At 71.4% G+C, this 15,575-nt stretch carries 17 protein-coding genes and 1 pseudogene; 6 read left to right on the top strand and 12 right to left on the bottom strand.

All coding sequences use genetic code 11. The features are described from left to right. Positions 1-3: 3 nt before the first annotated feature. Positions 4-1,185, bottom strand: a complete 1,182-nt coding sequence (gene tuf / locus ACX25U_RS30795; protein WP_454384858.1) for an elongation factor Tu — start codon at positions 1,183-1,185, stop codon at positions 4-6. Between the two features lie 308 nt (positions 1,186-1,493). On the opposite strand from tuf, the gene ACX25U_RS30790 reads away from it, so the two are divergent. Both ACX25U_RS30790 and ACX25U_RS30785 read left to right on the top strand, forming a co-directional pair. Further along, positions 1,494-2,234 (top strand): TVP38/TMEM64 family protein, encoded by a 741-nt coding sequence (locus ACX25U_RS30790; protein ID WP_454384857.1) that lies wholly within the window; start codon positions 1,494-1,496, stop codon positions 2,232-2,234. A gap of 33 nt (positions 2,235-2,267) precedes the next feature. Continuing rightward, a complete protein-coding gene (locus tag ACX25U_RS30785; protein ID WP_454384855.1) occupies positions 2,268-2,447 on the top strand; it encodes a hypothetical protein in 180 nt (59 codons plus the stop codon). A 21-nt stretch (positions 2,448-2,468) separates the two neighbouring features. Here ACX25U_RS30785 and ACX25U_RS30780 read toward each other — a convergent pair whose 3' ends face one another. The 4 genes and pseudogenes from ACX25U_RS30780 to ACX25U_RS30765 form a co-directional block, all read right to left on the bottom strand. Beyond that, positions 2,469-3,209, bottom strand: a complete 741-nt coding sequence (locus tag ACX25U_RS30780; protein ID WP_454384853.1) for an SDR family NAD(P)-dependent oxidoreductase — start codon at positions 3,207-3,209, stop codon at positions 2,469-2,471. A 45-nt stretch (positions 3,210-3,254) separates the two neighbouring features. Next, complete coding sequence (locus ACX25U_RS30775; protein WP_454394592.1) at positions 3,255-3,869, bottom strand: DUF4291 domain-containing protein; 615 nt, start codon at positions 3,867-3,869, stop codon at positions 3,255-3,257. Then, positions 3,866-4,717, bottom strand: a complete 852-nt coding sequence (locus ACX25U_RS30770) for a phosphotransferase enzyme family protein (protein ID WP_454384851.1) — start codon at positions 4,715-4,717, stop codon at positions 3,866-3,868. The genes ACX25U_RS30775 and ACX25U_RS30770 overlap by 4 nt, the downstream gene beginning before the upstream one ends. A 225-nt stretch (positions 4,718-4,942) precedes the next feature. Further along, positions 4,943-5,107: pseudogene (locus ACX25U_RS30765) on the bottom strand (DUF4291 family protein); the annotation flags it as partial. Between the two features lie 160 nt (positions 5,108-5,267). Here ACX25U_RS30765 and lnt point away from each other — a divergent pair. Next, positions 5,268-6,842 (top strand): apolipoprotein N-acyltransferase, encoded by a 1,575-nt coding sequence (gene lnt / locus ACX25U_RS30760; RefSeq protein ID WP_454384849.1) that lies wholly within the window; start codon positions 5,268-5,270, stop codon positions 6,840-6,842. On the opposite strand, the gene ACX25U_RS30755 is transcribed toward lnt, so the two are convergent. Both ACX25U_RS30755 and ACX25U_RS30750 read right to left on the bottom strand, forming a co-directional pair. Beyond that, positions 6,760-7,674, bottom strand: coding sequence for a Gfo/Idh/MocA family protein (locus tag ACX25U_RS30755; RefSeq protein ID WP_454384847.1), 915 nt, complete (start codon positions 7,672-7,674; stop codon positions 6,760-6,762). The two genes, lnt and ACX25U_RS30755, sit on opposite strands and share 83 nt — an antisense overlap. 10 nt (positions 7,675-7,684) lie before the next feature. Further along, positions 7,685-8,902 (bottom strand): FAD-dependent oxidoreductase, encoded by a 1,218-nt coding sequence (locus ACX25U_RS30750; RefSeq protein WP_454384845.1) that lies wholly within the window; start codon positions 8,900-8,902, stop codon positions 7,685-7,687. Positions 8,903-9,009: 107 nt separating this feature from the next. On the opposite strand from ACX25U_RS30750, the gene ACX25U_RS30745 reads away from it, so the two are divergent. The 3 genes from ACX25U_RS30745 to ACX25U_RS30735 all read left to right on the top strand — a co-directional run bounded on the left by ACX25U_RS30745 (position 9,010) and on the right by ACX25U_RS30735 (position 10,753). Continuing rightward, positions 9,010-9,618, top strand: a complete 609-nt coding sequence (locus tag ACX25U_RS30745; RefSeq protein ID WP_454384843.1) for a TetR/AcrR family transcriptional regulator — start codon at positions 9,010-9,012, stop codon at positions 9,616-9,618. Positions 9,619-9,647: 29 nt separating this feature from the next. Beyond that, complete coding sequence (locus tag ACX25U_RS30740; RefSeq protein WP_454384842.1) at positions 9,648-10,160, top strand: DinB family protein; 513 nt, start codon at positions 9,648-9,650, stop codon at positions 10,158-10,160. A 125-nt stretch (positions 10,161-10,285) separates the two neighbouring features. After that, positions 10,286-10,753 (top strand): hypothetical protein, encoded by a 468-nt coding sequence (locus ACX25U_RS30735; protein ID WP_454384841.1) that lies wholly within the window; start codon positions 10,286-10,288, stop codon positions 10,751-10,753. A 28-nt stretch (positions 10,754-10,781) separates the two neighbouring features. Here ACX25U_RS30735 and ACX25U_RS30730 read toward each other — a convergent pair whose 3' ends face one another. From ACX25U_RS30730 to fabG, 5 genes are all read right to left on the bottom strand, one after another. Continuing rightward, entirely contained in the window at positions 10,782-11,300 is a 519-nt protein-coding gene (locus tag ACX25U_RS30730) for a hypothetical protein (protein ID WP_454384840.1), read from the bottom strand. An 82-nt stretch (positions 11,301-11,382) separates the two neighbouring features. Continuing rightward, on the bottom strand, positions 11,383-12,066 hold the full coding sequence (gene ung / locus ACX25U_RS30725) for a uracil-DNA glycosylase (protein WP_454384838.1): 684 nt from the start codon (positions 12,064-12,066) through the stop codon (positions 11,383-11,385). A 92-nt stretch (positions 12,067-12,158) separates the two neighbouring features. After that, entirely contained in the window at positions 12,159-13,736 is a 1,578-nt protein-coding gene (locus ACX25U_RS30720; protein WP_454384837.1) for an ABC transporter substrate-binding protein, read from the bottom strand. A gap of 219 nt (positions 13,737-13,955) precedes the next feature. Then, positions 13,956-14,708 carry an SDR family oxidoreductase gene (locus ACX25U_RS30715; RefSeq protein ID WP_454384835.1) on the bottom strand — a complete coding sequence of 251 codons (753 nt, stop codon included), beginning with the start codon at positions 14,706-14,708 and terminating at the stop codon, positions 13,956-13,958. 21 nt (positions 14,709-14,729) lie between these two features. After that, positions 14,730-15,491, bottom strand: coding sequence for a 3-oxoacyl-ACP reductase FabG (gene fabG, locus ACX25U_RS30710; protein WP_454384834.1), 762 nt, complete (start codon positions 15,489-15,491; stop codon positions 14,730-14,732). Positions 15,492-15,575 lie beyond the last annotated feature (84 nt).

Raw genomic sequence — 15,575 nt, 5'->3', positions numbered from 1 at the left:
CCCTCACTCGACGGCGGTCACGGTCCCCGCGCCGACGGTCCGCCCGCCCTCACGGACGGCGAACCCGAGCCCCGGCTCCAGAGGCACCTCGCGCCCGAGCTCCACGGTCATGGTGACCGTGTCGCCGGGCCGCGCGACGGCCCCCTCACCGAGGTCGATGTCGCCCACCACGTCCGCCGTGCGGATGTAGAACTGCGGCCGGTAGCCGGTGGACACCGGTGTCGTACGGCCGCCCTCGCGCGCCGAGAGGACGTACACCCGCGCGGTGAAGCGCCGGCGCGGGGCCACGCTGCCCGGCGCCGCGACGACATGGCCGCGGCGGACCGCGTCGCGCGGCACACCGCGCAGCAGCAGCGCCACGTTGTCCCCGGCCTGCGCCTGAGCCATCGGCTTGCCGAAGGTCTCCAGGCCGGTGACCACCGTCTCCACGTCGGCGCCGAGCACCTCGACCCGGTCGCCGACGCGGACGGTGCCGCGTTCGACCGCGCCCGTCACCACGGTTCCCCGGCCGGTGATGGTGAGCACGTTCTCCACCGGCAGCAGGAACGGCGCGTCCAGGTACCGCTCGGGCATCGGCACATAGGTGTCCACCGCGTCGAGCAGAGCCTCGATCGACGCCGTCCACCGCGGGTCGCCCTCCAGGGCCTTCAGCCCGGAGACCCGTACGACGGGTACCGCGTCGCCGGCGTAGCCGTGCTCGGTGAGCAGGTCGCGGACCTCCAGTTCGACGAGGTCGACGAGCACTGCGTCCTCACCGTCGTCGACGGCGTCGGCCTTGTTCAACGCGACGACGACGTGGTCGACGCCCACCTGCCGGGCGAGCAGCACGTGTTCGGCGGTCTGCGGCATGATCCCGTCGAGCGCGGACACGACGAGGATCGCCCCGTCGAGCTGCGCCGCCCCGGTGACCATGTTCTTGACGTAGTCGGCGTGGCCCGGCATGTCCACGTGCGCGTAATGCCGGGTGTCGGTCTCGTACTCGACGTGCGCGATGTTGATGGTGATGCCGCGCGCGGCCTCCTCCGGGGCCCGGTCGATGCGGTCGAACGGCACGAACGTGCCGGTGCCGCGCTCGGCCAGCACCTTCGTGATGGCGGCGGTCAGCGTGGTCTTGCCGTGGTCGACGTGGCCCATGGTGCCGATGTTCAGATGCGGTTTGGTGCGCACGTACGCCGTCTTGGGCATGGCTGTTCCTCAAAGCCTGGTAGGTGAAGCGGGGACCCCGAGGACTTGCCGACCCTCCCCCTGCGGGGTCCGCCGGACGATCCGGGAAGGGTCAGCTTCGGGCGCCGTCGACCGTGGCCAGGAGGACCAGGACGGCAGCCTTCGGGGCATCCGCGACCGCGGATGCTGCGAGGACGAAGGCGTGCCGGAACATGACGTCGATCCTCTACGACCCGCCAGCCCGCGTCGAATGATTTTCCCGGCGGGCGAGTTCGGGCATGAGACGGACGATACGGCGATCACACATATCCGTCGGTTAATGTCACCGGATGCTCGATGCCACCACCCGCTCCGGGGCCACCTCCGCGGTCTGCGCGAGAGTGCTGCTGTCGCCCTGGTCGCGGCTGTCCCTGCTGCTCGTTCTGCTCGCGGCGTCCGGTGTGTCCGTACTGCTCTTCCAGCCGCAGAGACTGCTGGCGCACGGCTGGCCGCCGCACCTCGGCGGGACCGCCGCGGCGGTGGTGTTCGCGGTAGCGTACGGGCTGTGCACGGTGGCGTTCGTGCCGCGACCCCTGCTGAACCTCGCCGCGGGCGCGCTGTTCGGCTCCCAGCTGGGGCTGACGGCGGCGCTGGGCGGCACGGTGCTGGGGGCCGGGGTGGCCTTCGGCCTCGGCCGGCTCCTGGGCCAGGACGCGCTACGGCCGCTGCTGCGCGGCCGGCTGCTGAAGGCGGCGGACGGGCAGCTCAGCCGGCACGGCTTCCGTTCGATGATGGCGGCCCGGCTCTTCCCCGGGGTTCCGTTCTGGGCGGCGAACTACTGCGCCGCCGTCTCCCGCATGGGCTGGTCCGCGTTCCTCCTCGCCACCGCCCTCGGCTCCGTCCCGAACACCGCCGCCTACGCCGTCGCCGGCGCCCGTGCCTCCGCACCGACCTCCCCGGCCTTCCTCGCCGCGCTGGCCTGCATCGCCGTACCGGCCCTGCTGGGTACGGCGATCGCCTGGCGCAAGCGCCACCACCTGCGGCGCCGCCCGAGGGCACCGAGGGATACGGCCGCTGTAGCGGTCCGGTAGCGCAGAGTCAGTGCTTACCCCTAGGCTTGGGCCATGTCCCCCGATTCAGTGGCCCCTGGTTCCGTGCGGTCTGCTGCCGAGCTGAACGAGCAGATCCGGTCGCTGTGGTTGCGCTCCGGCGGGTCCTTGTCGGCCCAGGAGCGCGCGGAGTACGAGTTGCTGGTGGTCGAGTGGGCCGCTGCCATCCGCGACCGGGTCATCGAGGCGGCCTGACGCCGCTCGTGATCAATACACCTAGCGCCCGCCCGACACCCGCAGCACCGCTCCCGTTGTGTAGGAGGCGTCCGGTGACATCAGCCATGCGACGGCCGCGGCGATCTCCTCGGCCCGGCCGGGGCGGCCCAGCGGGATCGTGCCGGCGGCACGCCGGACCCGGTCCGGGTCGCCCATCGCCGCGTGCATGTCGGTGTCGATCATGCCGGGCGCGACCGCGTTGACGCGGATGCCGTCCGGGCCGAGCTCCTTGGCCAGGCCCAGCGTCAGGGCGTCCACGGCGGCCTTCGTCGCGGCGTAGTGGACGAACTCCCCGGGACTGCCGAGCGTGGCGGCCGCGGAGGACACGTTCACGATCACACCGTTCCTCCGGGGCGCCATGAGCTGTGCGGCGCGACGCGAACACAGCAGTGTCCCCAGCAGGTTGACCTCCACCACCCGCCGCAGGTCGGCGGTGCAGGTGTCGGCGAGCCGGCCCAGCGGTCCGCTCACCCCGGCGTTGTTCACCAATCCGGTCACCGGCCCGAGCCGCTCCTCCGCCATGGCGAACAGCCGCTCGACGTCCGCCTCCACCGAGGTGTCCATCCGTACGGTGACCCCACGCGCCCCGGCCTCCAGCACCTCGTCGGCCACCGCCTCGGCGGCCTCGGTGTCACCGACGTACCCCACCACCACGTCGTGTCCCTCGGTCGCCAGCCGCCGGCAGACCGCGGCACCGATCCCCCGGCTGCCGCCGGTGACCACTGTCACGAGACGTTTCATGCGGACCTCCGCTGCACCGAGCGACGACACCCGTATGCGATCACCCTAGGCCCGCAGATGCCCCAGCACCTCGTCGTCGAGCGGGAAGGGCCGCTCCTCGGGCAGCAGCGCCGCCGCCCGCTCCACCTCACCCGACCGGACCAGCGCGTGAACCTCGGCGGCGAGCGGGGTGACGTCCTCGATACCGACGATCCACTCCTCCGCGTACCGCACCGCCGCCTCCCCGTCGAGACCGAGCTGCAGGGACCGGTACGGCAGGGGATTGAAGTGCGGATCGCGCTCCGGGTCCCACTGCACGCGCGCGGGCGCCCGCTTCAACTGCCGCCGCCAGGCCGCCCGGTAGCCGTGCAACTCCGGCACATGGTGCGAGAGGCAGGCGTTGCGCAGCGCCCACACGAAGCCGTCCCGGGCGATCTCGACGGCCAGGACGGTCTCCTGCCCCTCCTTGGTGCCCCAGCCGCAGCGGTACATCATCCACAGGAACGACGGCTTGATCCACGTCAAGCCGCGCTCACAAACCTTTTCTGGACGGAGGCAGAATCGGTAACCGAGCCGTCGACATGTGCGACTGGTTCTCGCCCGCGACCGGCCAAAACCAGGATCACGGTAGATCCCCACATCAACAGCCAGCCGGCTACGAACTCGAAGGTCCGCGATCAGCCATGGGTATCCAGGCCGTTGCGATCGAGTGCTGCTCGGATCTGGCTGAGCCACTCTGTGCCCAGCTGGCGCCCATTTGGGAGTTGGTCGCTTCGATCCCAGCGCCACGTTGTGATCATCGCCAGCACGAGGATCCGGCACTCGTGCAGCAAGTCTTGATTGACACCCGGATAGTGCTCGCTGACTTCTTCGGGCGCATGGGCGAGGTCGAATTCGACGGGCCCACGGCAACACGTCTCAAGGTCTATGAACAGCAGCCCGTTCTTCGTGGTGAGCACGTTGCCCGGGTGCGGCTCGCCGTGCAGCAGCTGCTCGGCGCCGCCGCGCTCGCCGATCACTCGTCTCAGGCTTCGTAACGTGCCGCCGAGCAGCTCCCGGTCCGCGTCGGCGAGCGCCGGAGTGCGGTCCCGGTTCGCCACGAGTTGTTGAGCCTGCTCGACTCGATCCGTGAAGTGCGGCGTCGGGACATCGAGCTTGCGCATGCCGGCGTGCAGCCGCTCGAGCGCATTGGCGTAGTCGGCTGGTGAGACCTCTCGAGGTGTCACGGGTTCGTAGTAGGTCCATAGCGTGACCACGAAGCCATCACGCTCATGGACGCGTGGTTCCACTCGAGGCTCGAGAGCAGCCACAGGGCACCCGGACTCGGTGAGCCGCTGGGCAAGCTCGACTTCGAACTGTGCGACCTGATGCGCTACGGGTGCCACCCGGGCCAGGACGTCACAAGGCAGCAGACGCAGAGTGAGCTTGTTCGAGTCATGAAGAACGATCGCGTCGTCGACTGTCAGGCCAAGTGATGAGGCGGTCGACATGGCCGCGGCCACCGCGCGCGGGACCTCTGGCGCCTGCATCGTCGCCTGGCCCCTCTCCCCTTGAGCGCTGCCATGACTCTCCAAGCGGTGCAACCTGCGCACCATACCAAGTTGTCGATAGAGAGCCGTGGTGGCGCGACGGCGCAGGGCGCGACTGAATCGGCGATCTGCCCCTTCGGCTGCTCAGCCGACAACCGTCAAACCACGCAAACGATTCCGGTCGCGGCACAAGATCACGGAAATCGGCTGTGAACGCGGCTTGATGATCCATGTCATCCGGTCACGCTTCCACGAGGACGGGAAACGGCCGTCGCGGGCGGCGGGGCGGCCGATCTCCGGGCGGTATGCCTGGTAGACGGTGATCGTCGACTCGGTGTGGCGGGCTCTTACCCGGAACCTGGGCTCCGGCTCGACGCACTGATCATTCACCCGGCCATGGTCGGCGGCGATGCCCCGTCCGGGCCACCGAATATCCTGCCTCGCCCCTGGCTGTGCCGCACGGCAGGCCGACGTCCAGGTCCCGAGGTCCTCTGGGCGAGATCCTTCGCGGCGCGCACACTGGAGCCATCCGGGGGTAGGAGGGCTCCGTATGGAGACGCTCGGCCGGTGGGTGGCCTCTCCGTGGCGGCGTTCGGCGCTGGCCGCGGTGGCGGGTGCGCAGCCCGTGTTCGCCTTTCCCGCCCCGTCGCTGTGGTGGTTCGCCTACGTCGCCCTGGTCCCGTGGATCCTGCTGGTCCGCTCCGCGCCGACCGGGAAGCGGGCGGCGTACGACGGCTGGTTCGGCGGGCTGGGGTTCATGCTGGCCGTGCACCACTGGCTGCTGCCCAACCTGCATGTGTTCACCGTCGTGCTCGCGGCCCTGCTGGGCCTGCTGTGGGCGCCCTGGGGGTGGCTGGTGCGGCGGTTCCTGGCGGGGGTGCCCTCGCCGGGGCGGGCCGCGGCCGCCCTGCTCGTGCTGCCGTCGGGCTGGCTGGCGGTCGAACTGGTCCGGTCCTGGCAGGGGCTGGGCGGCCCGTGGGGGATGCTCGGCTCCAGCCAGTGGCAGGTGGCCCCGGCGCTGCGACTGGCCTCGGTCGGCGGGGTGTGGCTGCTGAGCTTCCTGGTGGTGGCCGTCAATGTCGCGGTCGCCCTGCTCGTCGCGGTGCGCGCGGCGCGGATGCCTGCGGTGGCCGGGCTGGTGGCCACGGCCGCGGCGGCCTCCGCCGCGTGGGTATGGGCGCCCCGCCCGGACGTCGACGGGCATGTCCGCATCGCCGTCGTACAGCCCGGCACGGTCGCCGGCACCGAGAGCGGGCAGCGCCGCTTCGACCTGGAGGAGCGGTTGACCCGCCGCCTGGTGGGGCAGCACGTCGATCTGGTCGTCTGGGGCGAGAGCAGCGTCGGCTTCGACCTGGCCCAGCGGCCGGACCTGGCGCGGCGGATCGCGGCCCTGTCCCGGGCGACCGGCGCCGATGTCCTGGTCAACGTGGACGCCCGGCGCTCCGACCGGCCCGGCATCTACAAGAGCTCGGTCCTGGTCGGCCCGAACGGCCCGACCGGCGAACGCTACGACAAGATGCGGCTCGTCCCCTTCGGCGAGTACATACCGGCCCGCTCCGTGCTCGGCTGGGCGACCTCGGTCGGCAGGGCGGCGGGCGTGGACCGCAGGCGGGGCACCGAGCAGGTGGTGATGAACGTCGGTCACGGCCTGCGCATCGGCCCGTTGATCTGCTTCGAGACGGCGTTCCCGGACATGAGCCGGCACCTCGCGCAGGACGGCGCCGGGGTGCTGGTCGCCCAGTCGTCGACCTCGACCTTCCAGCAGAGCTGGGCCCCCGAGCAGCACGCGTCGCTGGCCGCGCTGCGCGCCGCGGAGACCGGCCGGCCCGTGGTGCACGCCACGCTGACCGGGGTGTCCGCCGTGTACGGCCCGAGCGGGCAGCGCGTCGGCGACTGGCTCGGCACGGACGCGAGCACCACGCGCGTGTACGACGTGCCGACCGCGCACGGCATCACCCTGTACGTCCGCTTCGGCGACTGGCCGGCGCACGGTGCGCTGCTGGTGCTGGCCGCGCTGGGCGTGACGGAGGGCGTCAGGGCGTTCAGGCCGCGCCGGAGCGCTCCAGCACCGTCCGCACCACCCGCTCGCACAGTTCGTGAGTCTCGAGCGCGTCACGTGCGCTGAGCACCTTCCCGGCGCGTACGGCGTCGTCGAGGAAGGACAGCACGGCCTGCTCGACACCGCGCTGCCGGGCGACCGGCACCCAGTCGCCGCGCCGCCGCACGGTCGGCTGGCCCTTGTGGTCGACGGTCTCGGCGAGGTTGACCACCTGCCGCTTGGTGTCCTGCCCGGAGACCTCGAGGATCTCCTCCGCCGAGCCGCTGAGCCGGTTCATCACGCCGAGCGCGGTGAACCCGTCCCCGGCGAGTTGAAGCACGACGTGGTGCAGCAGGCCGTCCCGTACGCGCGCGCGTACGGTCACGTCGTCGACCGGGCCGGGCACCAGGAACCGCAGTGTGTCCACGACGTGGATGAAGTCGTCGAGGATCATGGTGCGGGGTTCTTCGGGCAGCCCGACGCGGTTCTTCTGCATCAGGATCAGCTCGCGCGGATGGTCGGCGCACTGCACGTACCCGGGCGCGTGGCGCCGGTTGAACCCGACCATGAGCGAAACGTTCCGCTCCTCGGCGAGCGCCACCAGGCGCGCGGAGTCGGCGAGTTCGTAGGCGAGCGGCTTGTCGACGTACGTCGGTACGCCGGCCTCGAGCAGCCGGCCGACGATCTCGGGGTGGGCGGCGGTGGGGGCGTGCACGAAGGCGGCGTCGAGTCCCTGGGCGAGGAGGGAGTCCAGGTCCGCGTGGCGCCGCTCGGCGGGCAGGTGCAGGCTGTCGGCGACCCGCCGGAGCGTCGCGGGCGTCCGGGTCTGCAGGTACAGATCGACCCCCGGCAACGTGCCGAGCACCGGCAGATACGCCTTCTGCGCGATGTCGCCGAGTCCGACGCAGCCGACCTTCACACGGACTCCTTCACCGCTCGCCTGTGCCTGCCTGCACGGCAGCATACGGCCGCTGCGGTGGCCGCCAGTCGGCGATGCCGTCGAAACCGCGCAGCAACAGCGCCGGGCAGGCCTTGGACAGCGCGATGATCGCGGTGTCGCGTACGGCGATCCCGACGCGGTTGCGCATCAGGTTGAGCCGCGCGGCCCGGACGGCCTGCCGGGCGATCGCGGTCGTGCGGGGCAGCCGGGCCGCGGTGTAGGCGGCGAGGTCGTCCGCGATGGAGGTCCCCCCGCTGGAGCGCAGGCGAGAGTGGGGGAGGGCCAGGACGACGGCGTCCTCGATGGCCTGGTTGCCGCCCTGTCCGAGGTTCGGCGGCATGGCGTGCGCGGCATCGCCGAGGAGAGCGACCCGGCCGCGGTGGTACGCGGGCAGCGGCTCGGCGATGTGGTGGACGTCGTGGCGCAGCACGTCCTCGGGCCGGGCGGCGGCGAGAACTGCGGGGATCGGGTCGTGCCAGTCGCCGAAGCGACGCAGGAGTTCGGCCTTCTCGTCGTCGGCGCGCTGTCCGGCGGGCGTCACGGCGGCGGCGTAGGCGTAGACCCGACCGTCCTTGAGCGGATGCGTGCCCCACAGGCACCCCCTGCCCCAGGTCTCGTGGGAGGCGAACTCGGCGCCGGGCACGGGAATCATGACCCGCCAGGTGGTGAATCCCGCGTAGACGGGCCCGGGATGGCCGGGGAACAGCGTCCGGCGGGCGGCGGAGTGGATGCCGTCGGCGGCCACCACCAGGTCGGCCTCCAGCTCGCCGTCGGGAGTGGACACGCGGGCCGGGCGGCGGTCGTCGCCGGGGTCGACGAGGCTCGCGGCGGCGCTCGTCCGGACGGCGCCGGGCGGAAGCAGGGCGGCCAGGCTGTCGATCAGGGTGGTGCGGTGCAGCAGTACGAGGGGGCCGCCGAACCGCTCGGCCGCCGCGGTGGCGTCGGTCCTGGTGATCCAGCGGCCGGACGGGGTGCGCAGTCCGCCGTCGCCCTGCCAGGCGGCCAGGTCACGGATCCGGTCGCCGATGCCGAGGACGTCCAGGGCGCGCAGGGCGTTCGGGGAGAGCGAGATGGCCGCGCCGACGGGTTCCAGGGAGGGGGCCCGTTCCAGCACGGTGACCTGCCGGCCGGCCCGGTACAGGGCCGCGGCCGCGGCGAGTCCTGCGATACCGCCGCCGATGACGACGGCGCGTGGCTGCTGGGGCATGGCTCCTCCTGCACGATGAGACTACACCTGTAGTGAGGCAATGGCTCGACGATACTACGGATGTAGTGCGCCGTACTACGACGCAGTCCACCGGTAGGTTGATCTCCATGTCCGCACGCCCCGCGAGCGCCCCCCGCGCAGTTCTCGTCGCCGACACCGCCCTCGCCCTGCTCGCCGAGCGCGGGATGCGCGGTCTGACGCACCGCGCGGTCGACGAGGCGGCCGGGCTGCCGCAGGGTTCGACGTCGAACGTCGCCCGCACCCGCCAGGCCCTGCTGGAGCTGGCGGTACGACGGCTGGCCGAGCGGGAGGCGCGGGTGCTGGCGCTGCACGAGATGCCGGACCCGCGCACCGGCGGTCTCGACTCGCTGGTGGAGGGACTGGCGCTGGCCGCGCACCGCGCGCTGACCCTCAACCGCGCCCTCACCCTCGCCCGCTACGAACTGGCTCTGGAGGCCACCCGCCGCCCGGAACTGCGGGCCCACTTCGACGCGGCGGGAGCCCGCTTCCACGACCAGCTCGGCTCGCTGGTCACGGCGATGGGCTCCAGCGATCCCGAGCGGCACGTACTGTCCCTGGTCGCCTGGGCGGACGGGCTGATGTACTCCTGCGTGGCGGGGTCCTTCCACGCGCGCGTGCCGGAGCTGGACGAGGTGCGGGCCGACCTGCGGGAGCTGCTGCAGGGGATGTTCGGCGCCGGAAAACCCATGGCGTGACGGGCAGGGTGTGGGCCAGGATCGGGGGCATGACGACCGAGCGACGAGAGCCCGCCCAGAACGCCGGTGAACGCGCCATGCTGGAAGGCTGGTTGGACTATCACCGGCAGACGCTGGCGTGGAAGTGCGAGGGCCTGACCGACGAACAGTTGCGGACCGCGTCCGCCGAGCCGTCCGAGCTGTCCCTGATGGGGCTGGTGCGGCACATGGCCGAGGTGGAGCGCGGCTGGTTCCGCAAGGTGCTCGTGGGAGACGCCCCCGGACCGATCTACTACAGCGAGCAGGACCCGGACGGCGACTTCCACGTCACCGAGGGCGACACCTGGGCGGAGGCGTACGCCACCTGGCAGGCCGAGATCGAGACCGCCCGCCGCAACGCCGCCGGATTCGGCCTGGACGACCTGTCGAAGGGGAGCAGCAGGTTCACCGACGAGCCGTTCAACCTGCGGTGGATCTACACCCACATGATCGAGGAGTACGCCCGGCACAACGGCCACGCCGATCTGATCCGGGAGCGCATCGACGGAGCGACCGGGGGCTGAGACCGGCCGTCGGCGTCAGCCGCGGGCGCCGTCCCCACCCCTTACGGGGCCCAAGATCACCCGTCCGTGGCCTCCTTTGCCCGTTTTCGGCGTATCGGCGGCCCGGACCCAGCACAGTGGCGCGGGTGCATCGTACGTCGACCACCGCAACGCTCCTGGTCACCATGGCCGTCACGGCTCTTTCCGGCTGTGTCACGGTCCAGCGGCCACCCGCCCCCGTCGCGTCGGCGGCCTCCGCCCTTCCTCCCGCCCCGCGCCCGGACGGCACCGCCGGCCGGCAGGCCGCCCAGGCCCCGGCCCGCGAGGCCCTGGAGCTCGTCGGCTCCTCCCCTTCTCCGAAGCCGACCGAGCGGACCCGGGCCCCTGCCGTACCGTCCCCGACGGAGAAGCGGCAGAACCCGCCGACGCCCCGCTCCCCCGGCCGCCGCGTCCCCTCGCACCCGGCCCCGCGTCACCCGCACCCGCCGCTGCCACCGCGCACCCAGGTTCCGGCGTCGCGGACCGCGGACCTGTGCGCCCTCGGCAGGCAGTACGGCGGGTGGAAGCCGGACAGCCCGGAAGCGAGGATCTGCAGCCAGGCGTACGGCCGTTGAGGCGGGCGTACGGCCCGAGAGGCCCGGCCTACGACCGCTGCCGGGGTGGACCCCCCGTCCTCCCGCCCGAACCGCCCTCCCCCAGCCGCAGCGCCAGCCGGTGGATCGCCGCGCGGACGCCGTCGCCGTAGCTGTCGTCGGCGAGGGCGTCCGCCGCGCCGCGGGCCCGCCGCAGGTGGGTGCGGGCCGCCTCGCGGTGGCCGAGTTTCATGTAGTCGGCGGCGAGGTTCAGGTGGAGGGACGGGTACAGGGCACGGGCCGCCGGCGCGCCCTCGTGCCCGGCGAGCCGGTCGTCGTGGAGTTCCTCGGCCGCCGACAGGGCCCTGAGGTCCCAGGCCAGCTCGTCCGCGGGGTCGTCCTGGGTGTCGGCCATGTAGTGGGCCAGCGTGCAGCGGTGCAGCGGGTCGCCGTCCTCGCCGATCTCCGCCCACAGGGCGAGGAAACGGCCCCGGGCCTCCTCCCGGTCCCCGGCGTGATGCAGCATGACGCCCTGCCCGATCCGCGTCATCACGGCGTCCGACGCCGCCTGCTCCTGTCGCTCCACCACCGCGCGTCCTCCAGCCTGTCGCCGACCGACGCCTCCGACGCTAACGGCAGCCACCGGCGATCACCGCGCCCCCGCGCCCGCGTCACCCCAGGTTCGGGATCCGCCAGTCGATCGGCTCGTGCCCCTGCCGTGCCACCGCCTCGTTGATCTGCGTGAACGGGCGGGAACCGAAGAACTTCTTCGCCGACAGCGGCGACGGGTGCGCGCCCTTGACCACCACGTGCCGGGTCTCGTCGATCAGCGGGAGCTTCTTCTGCGCGTAGTTGCCCCACAGGACGAAGACCGCCGGGTCGGGACGGCCGGCCACCGCGCGGATCACCGCGTCGGTGAACCGCTCCCAGCCCCGGCCCTTGTGGGAGTTGGCCTCGCCGCCGCGGACCGTGAGCACCGCGTTCAGCAGGAGCACGCCCTGCCGGGCCCACGGCATGAGGTAGCCGTTGTCCGGGATCGGCGTGCCCAGCTCCTCGTGCATCTCCTTGTAGATGTTGCGCAGGGACGGCGGGATCCTCACGCCGGGGCGGACCGAGAAGCACAGCCCGTGGCCCTGTCCCTCGCCGTGGTAAGGGTCCTGACCGAGAATCAGGACCTTCACCTGGTCGTACGGTGTGGCGTCCAGCGCGGCGAAGACCTCCTCGCGCGGCGGGTGGACGGGACCCTTCGCCCGCTCGTCCTCGACGAACTCGGTCAGCTCCTTGAAGTAGGGCTGCTGCAGTTCGTCACCCAGAACCCCGCGCCAGGACTCGGGCAGCATGGCGATGTCGGTCACGTCAACGTCCTCACGATGTGCGGTCACTTCCTGGTCCCAGAACCTACAGGCGACCGCTGACAACGGACCCGCGCCCCGGAGAACGCCCTCGTCTACCAGCTGGTCTTGCGGGACAGCTCCCACATCATCATGATCGTCGAGGGGTCGAGGGCCCGCTCGCCGCCCGAGATGTCGTTGCTGGCGGCCACGTACTGCTTGCCCTGCCACAGCGGCAGCAGCCGCGCGTCGTCCACCAGGATCTGCTGCGCCTTCCGGAACTGCTTGACCACGTTCGCGCGGTCGCTCTCGCGGCGGGACTCGGGCAGCAGCACCTTGGTGATCCGCGACTCCGGGTAGGGCGTGCCGAGCGCGTTCTCCTGGCCCACGAAGGGCGCGATGAAGTTGTCGGCGTCGGGGAAGTCCGGGAACCAGCCGCGCCCGAAGACCGGGTACTCGCCCTTCTGGTAGCCGACGACGTACGTCTTCCAGGGCCGGCTCTTCAGAGTGATCGTGAACAGGCCCGAGTCCTCGAGCTGCCGCTTGAGCTCCTGGAACTCCTTGGCGGTCTCCGAGCCGTAGCGGTCGGTGGTGTACCAGAGGGTGAGCGGGACCTTCTGGGTGATGCCCGCGTCGGTGAGGAACCTGCGCGCCTTGGAGACGCTGGGGTCCCCGAAGTTGTCGAAGAAGCCGGTCGTGTGGCCGGTGAGGCCCTTGGGGACCATGGAGTACAGCGGGTCGACGGTGTCCTCGTAGACGTGGTGCACGATGGCCGCGCGGTCGACGACCTGGGCCACGGCCTTGCGTACGGCCGGCTTGGCGGCCCACGGGTCCTTGGGGTTGAACACCAGGTAGCTGATGTCGGTGCCGGCGCCCTCGACGAGCTGGAGGTCCTTGGAGTCCTTGCGCTGCAGGGAGATGATGTCGCCGGCGGCCAGGCCGCGGTAGGTGACGTCGATCCGCCTGTCCCGCAGCGCCTTGACCATGGTGGCGGAGTCCTGGAAGTAGCGAATGGTCACCGCATCGTTTCTTCGCTCGGCGAACCCCTTGTAGTGGTCGTTCTTGACCAGTTCCGCCTTCTTTCCGTCCTCGTACGACCGCAGGGTGTACGGCCCGGACCCGGAGACCTTGTTGTCCTCGCGCAGGGAGCGGGCCGGGTAGTCGTTCGGGTCGACGATCGACATGGCCGGTGTGGCGAGCACGAACGGGAAGGTGGCGTCGGGCTTGTTGAGCTGGAAGACGACCTCCCGGTCGCCGACGGCCCGCACGCTGTCCAGGCTGCCGAGCAGTCCGGCCGGGCCGCCGGCCACGTCGACGGCCCGTATGCGGTCGATGGAGTACTTGACGGCGCGCGCGTCCAGCGCGTCCCCGTCGGCGAACTTCATCTCCGGGCGCAACCGGCAGCGATAGGTGCGGTAGTCGGTGCCGGTGAACTCGCAGCTCTCCGCGGCGTCGGGCTGGGGGGTGGTCGCGCCGTTCGGGTAGGCCAGCAGGGTCTGGAAGATGTTGCGGTACAGCTCCCAGGACCCGTCCCAGGAAGCAGCGGGGTCCAAGGTGCTGGGGGCACTGGTGGTCCCCACGACGATCGGTCCCTCGCCGGCGGAGTCGCCGGGGGACAGGACGCTGCACCCGGTCACCAGGGATAGGGCCGCCGCCGCCACCGCCGGCCGCAGACATCGGTTCCGGTTGAACACGCGCACGCTCCTCGATCTGCCATACCAAGGGTCGGCAGACCATACCGCAGTGCCCCGGCCGTTGAACCTGGTTCGGACGGGGCTCTTGATCAGCATGAGCCGTGACGACGTTGTCATCCGGCCGTGCGTGTGTTTTCGGTCGGCAAGGGCGCCGATTCCGCCAAGTCGACGTCGATGAAGAGGCATGTCGACGAACCGACGGAACCGGCGCCGGGACGGTCAGCCCACTCCGGCGTTGAGGAAGATGCCGCCGTCGACGACGAGCGTCTGCCCGGTGATCCAGTCGGACTGCGCGGAGGTGAGGAACGCGGCCGCGCCGCCGATGTCGGAGGGCACGCCGAGCCGGCCGAGCGGGTAGGAGGCGGCCGCCTCCGCCTCCCGGCCCTCGTACAGCGCCTGGGCGAACTTGGTCTTCACCACGGCCGGCGCGATCGCGTTGACCCGCACCTTCGGCGCGAACTCGTGCGCCAGCTGCTGGGTCAGGTTGATCATCGCGGCCTTGCTGACACCGTAGGCGCCGATGAACGGCGAGGGCGCGAGGCCCGCGATCGAGGCGATGTTGACGATCGAGCCGCCGTTGTCCTTCTGCCAGGCGTGCCAAGTGCGCTGGGCGAAGCCGAGCGCGGAGATCACGTTGGTCTCGAAGACCTTGCGCGCCACGTTCAGGTCGAGGTCGGCCATCGGCCCGAACACCGGGTTGGTGCCGGCGTTGTTGACCAGGTGGTCCACGCGGCCGAACGCCTCCATGACGCGCTCGACGGCCTCGGCCTGGTGGGTCTCGTCGTGGGCCTTGCCCGCGACGCCGATCACCCGGTCGGAGCCGAGCTTGTCGACGGCCTCCTTCAGGGCGTCCTCGTTGCGGCCGGTGATGCACACCCGGTCGCCGCGGGCGACCAGGGCCTCGGCGACGCCGTAGCCGATGCCGCGGCTGGCGCCGGTGACGAGGGCGACCTTGCCGGAAAGTTCAGTCATGTCCGTGATCCCTGTCGATCCCTAGTCGAGCGGTCCGCCGGCGACGTACAGCACCTGGCCGGAGACGAAGCCGGCCGCGTCGCCGGTGAAGAAGGCGATGGCGTTGGCGATGTCCTCCGGCTCGCCGACGCGCTGCACCGGGATCTGGGTGGCGGCCACGGCCTTGAAGTCCTCGAAGCCCATGCCGACGCGTTCGGCGGTGGCCTTGGTCATCTCGGTGGCGATGAAGCCGGGGGCGACCGAGTTGGCGGTGATGCCGAACTTGCCGAGCTCCTTGGCGAGGGTCTTGGTGAAGCCCTGCAGACCGGCCTTGGCGGCCGAGTAGTTGACCTGGCCGCGGTTGCCGAGCGCGGAGGACGAGGAGAGGTTGACGATCCGGCCGAAGCCGGCGTCCACCATGTGCTTCTGGCAGGCACGGGTCATCAGGAAGGAACCGCGCAGGTGGACGTTCATGACGGTGTCCCAGTCCGAGACGCTCATCTTGAACAGCAGGTTGTCGCGGAGCACACCCGCGTTGTTGACCAGGATGACGGGCGCGCCGAGCTCGTCGGCGATGCGTGCGACCGCCGCCTCGACCTGCGCCTCGTCGGAGACGTCGGCGCCGACCGCGACGGCCCTGCCGCCGGCCGCGGTGATCTTCTCCACGGTGTCCTTGCAGGCGGCCTCGTCGAGGTCGATGACGGCGACCGCGCGACCTTCGGCGGCCAGCCGTACGGCGGTGGCGGCGCCGATGCCGCGCGCGGCGCCGGTGACGACGGCGACCCGCTGCTCAGTGGTGGACATTGCTGTTTCTCCTCGCCCTTGAGAGAACCTGATCTGCGGTGAGCGACCGCTTAGTACCTTCGGTGGGTGTGACGCTAGGAGTCC

The organism is Streptomyces sp. JNUCC 63 (genome assembly GCF_054366325.1).
The sequence above is the reverse complement of the archived record's forward strand: the minus strand, read 5'-3'. Positions and strand labels throughout refer to the sequence as shown.

Excerpts from the sequence above, each read along its gene's own strand:
- ACX25U_RS30780 (WP_454384853.1), bottom strand. The coding sequence starts at position 3,209 with ATGAAACGTCTCGTGACAGTGGTCACCGGCGGCAGCCGGGGGATCGGT.
- fabG (WP_454384834.1), bottom strand. The coding sequence starts at position 15,491 with ATGTCCACCACTGAGCAGCGGGTCGCCGTCGTCACCGGCGCCGCGCGC.
- ACX25U_RS30790 (WP_454384857.1), top strand. The coding sequence starts at position 1,494 with ATGCTCGATGCCACCACCCGCTCCGGGGCCACCTCCGCGGTCTGCGCG.
- tuf (WP_454384858.1), bottom strand. The coding sequence starts at position 1,185 with ATGCCCAAGACGGCGTACGTGCGCACCAAACCGCATCTGAACATCGGC.
- ACX25U_RS30750 (WP_454384845.1), bottom strand. The coding sequence starts at position 8,902 with ATGCCCCAGCAGCCACGCGCCGTCGTCATCGGCGGCGGTATCGCAGGA.
- ACX25U_RS30715 (WP_454384835.1), bottom strand. The coding sequence starts at position 14,708 with ATGACTGAACTTTCCGGCAAGGTCGCCCTCGTCACCGGCGCCAGCCGC.
- ACX25U_RS30785 (WP_454384855.1), top strand. The coding sequence starts at position 2,268 with ATGTCCCCCGATTCAGTGGCCCCTGGTTCCGTGCGGTCTGCTGCCGAG.
- ACX25U_RS30770 (WP_454384851.1), bottom strand. The coding sequence starts at position 4,717 with ATGCAGGCGCCAGAGGTCCCGCGCGCGGTGGCCGCGGCCATGTCGACC.
- ACX25U_RS30740 (WP_454384842.1), top strand. The coding sequence starts at position 9,648 with ATGACGACCGAGCGACGAGAGCCCGCCCAGAACGCCGGTGAACGCGCC.
- lnt (WP_454384849.1), top strand. The coding sequence starts at position 5,268 with ATGGAGACGCTCGGCCGGTGGGTGGCCTCTCCGTGGCGGCGTTCGGCG.
- ACX25U_RS30745 (WP_454384843.1), top strand. The coding sequence starts at position 9,010 with ATGTCCGCACGCCCCGCGAGCGCCCCCCGCGCAGTTCTCGTCGCCGAC.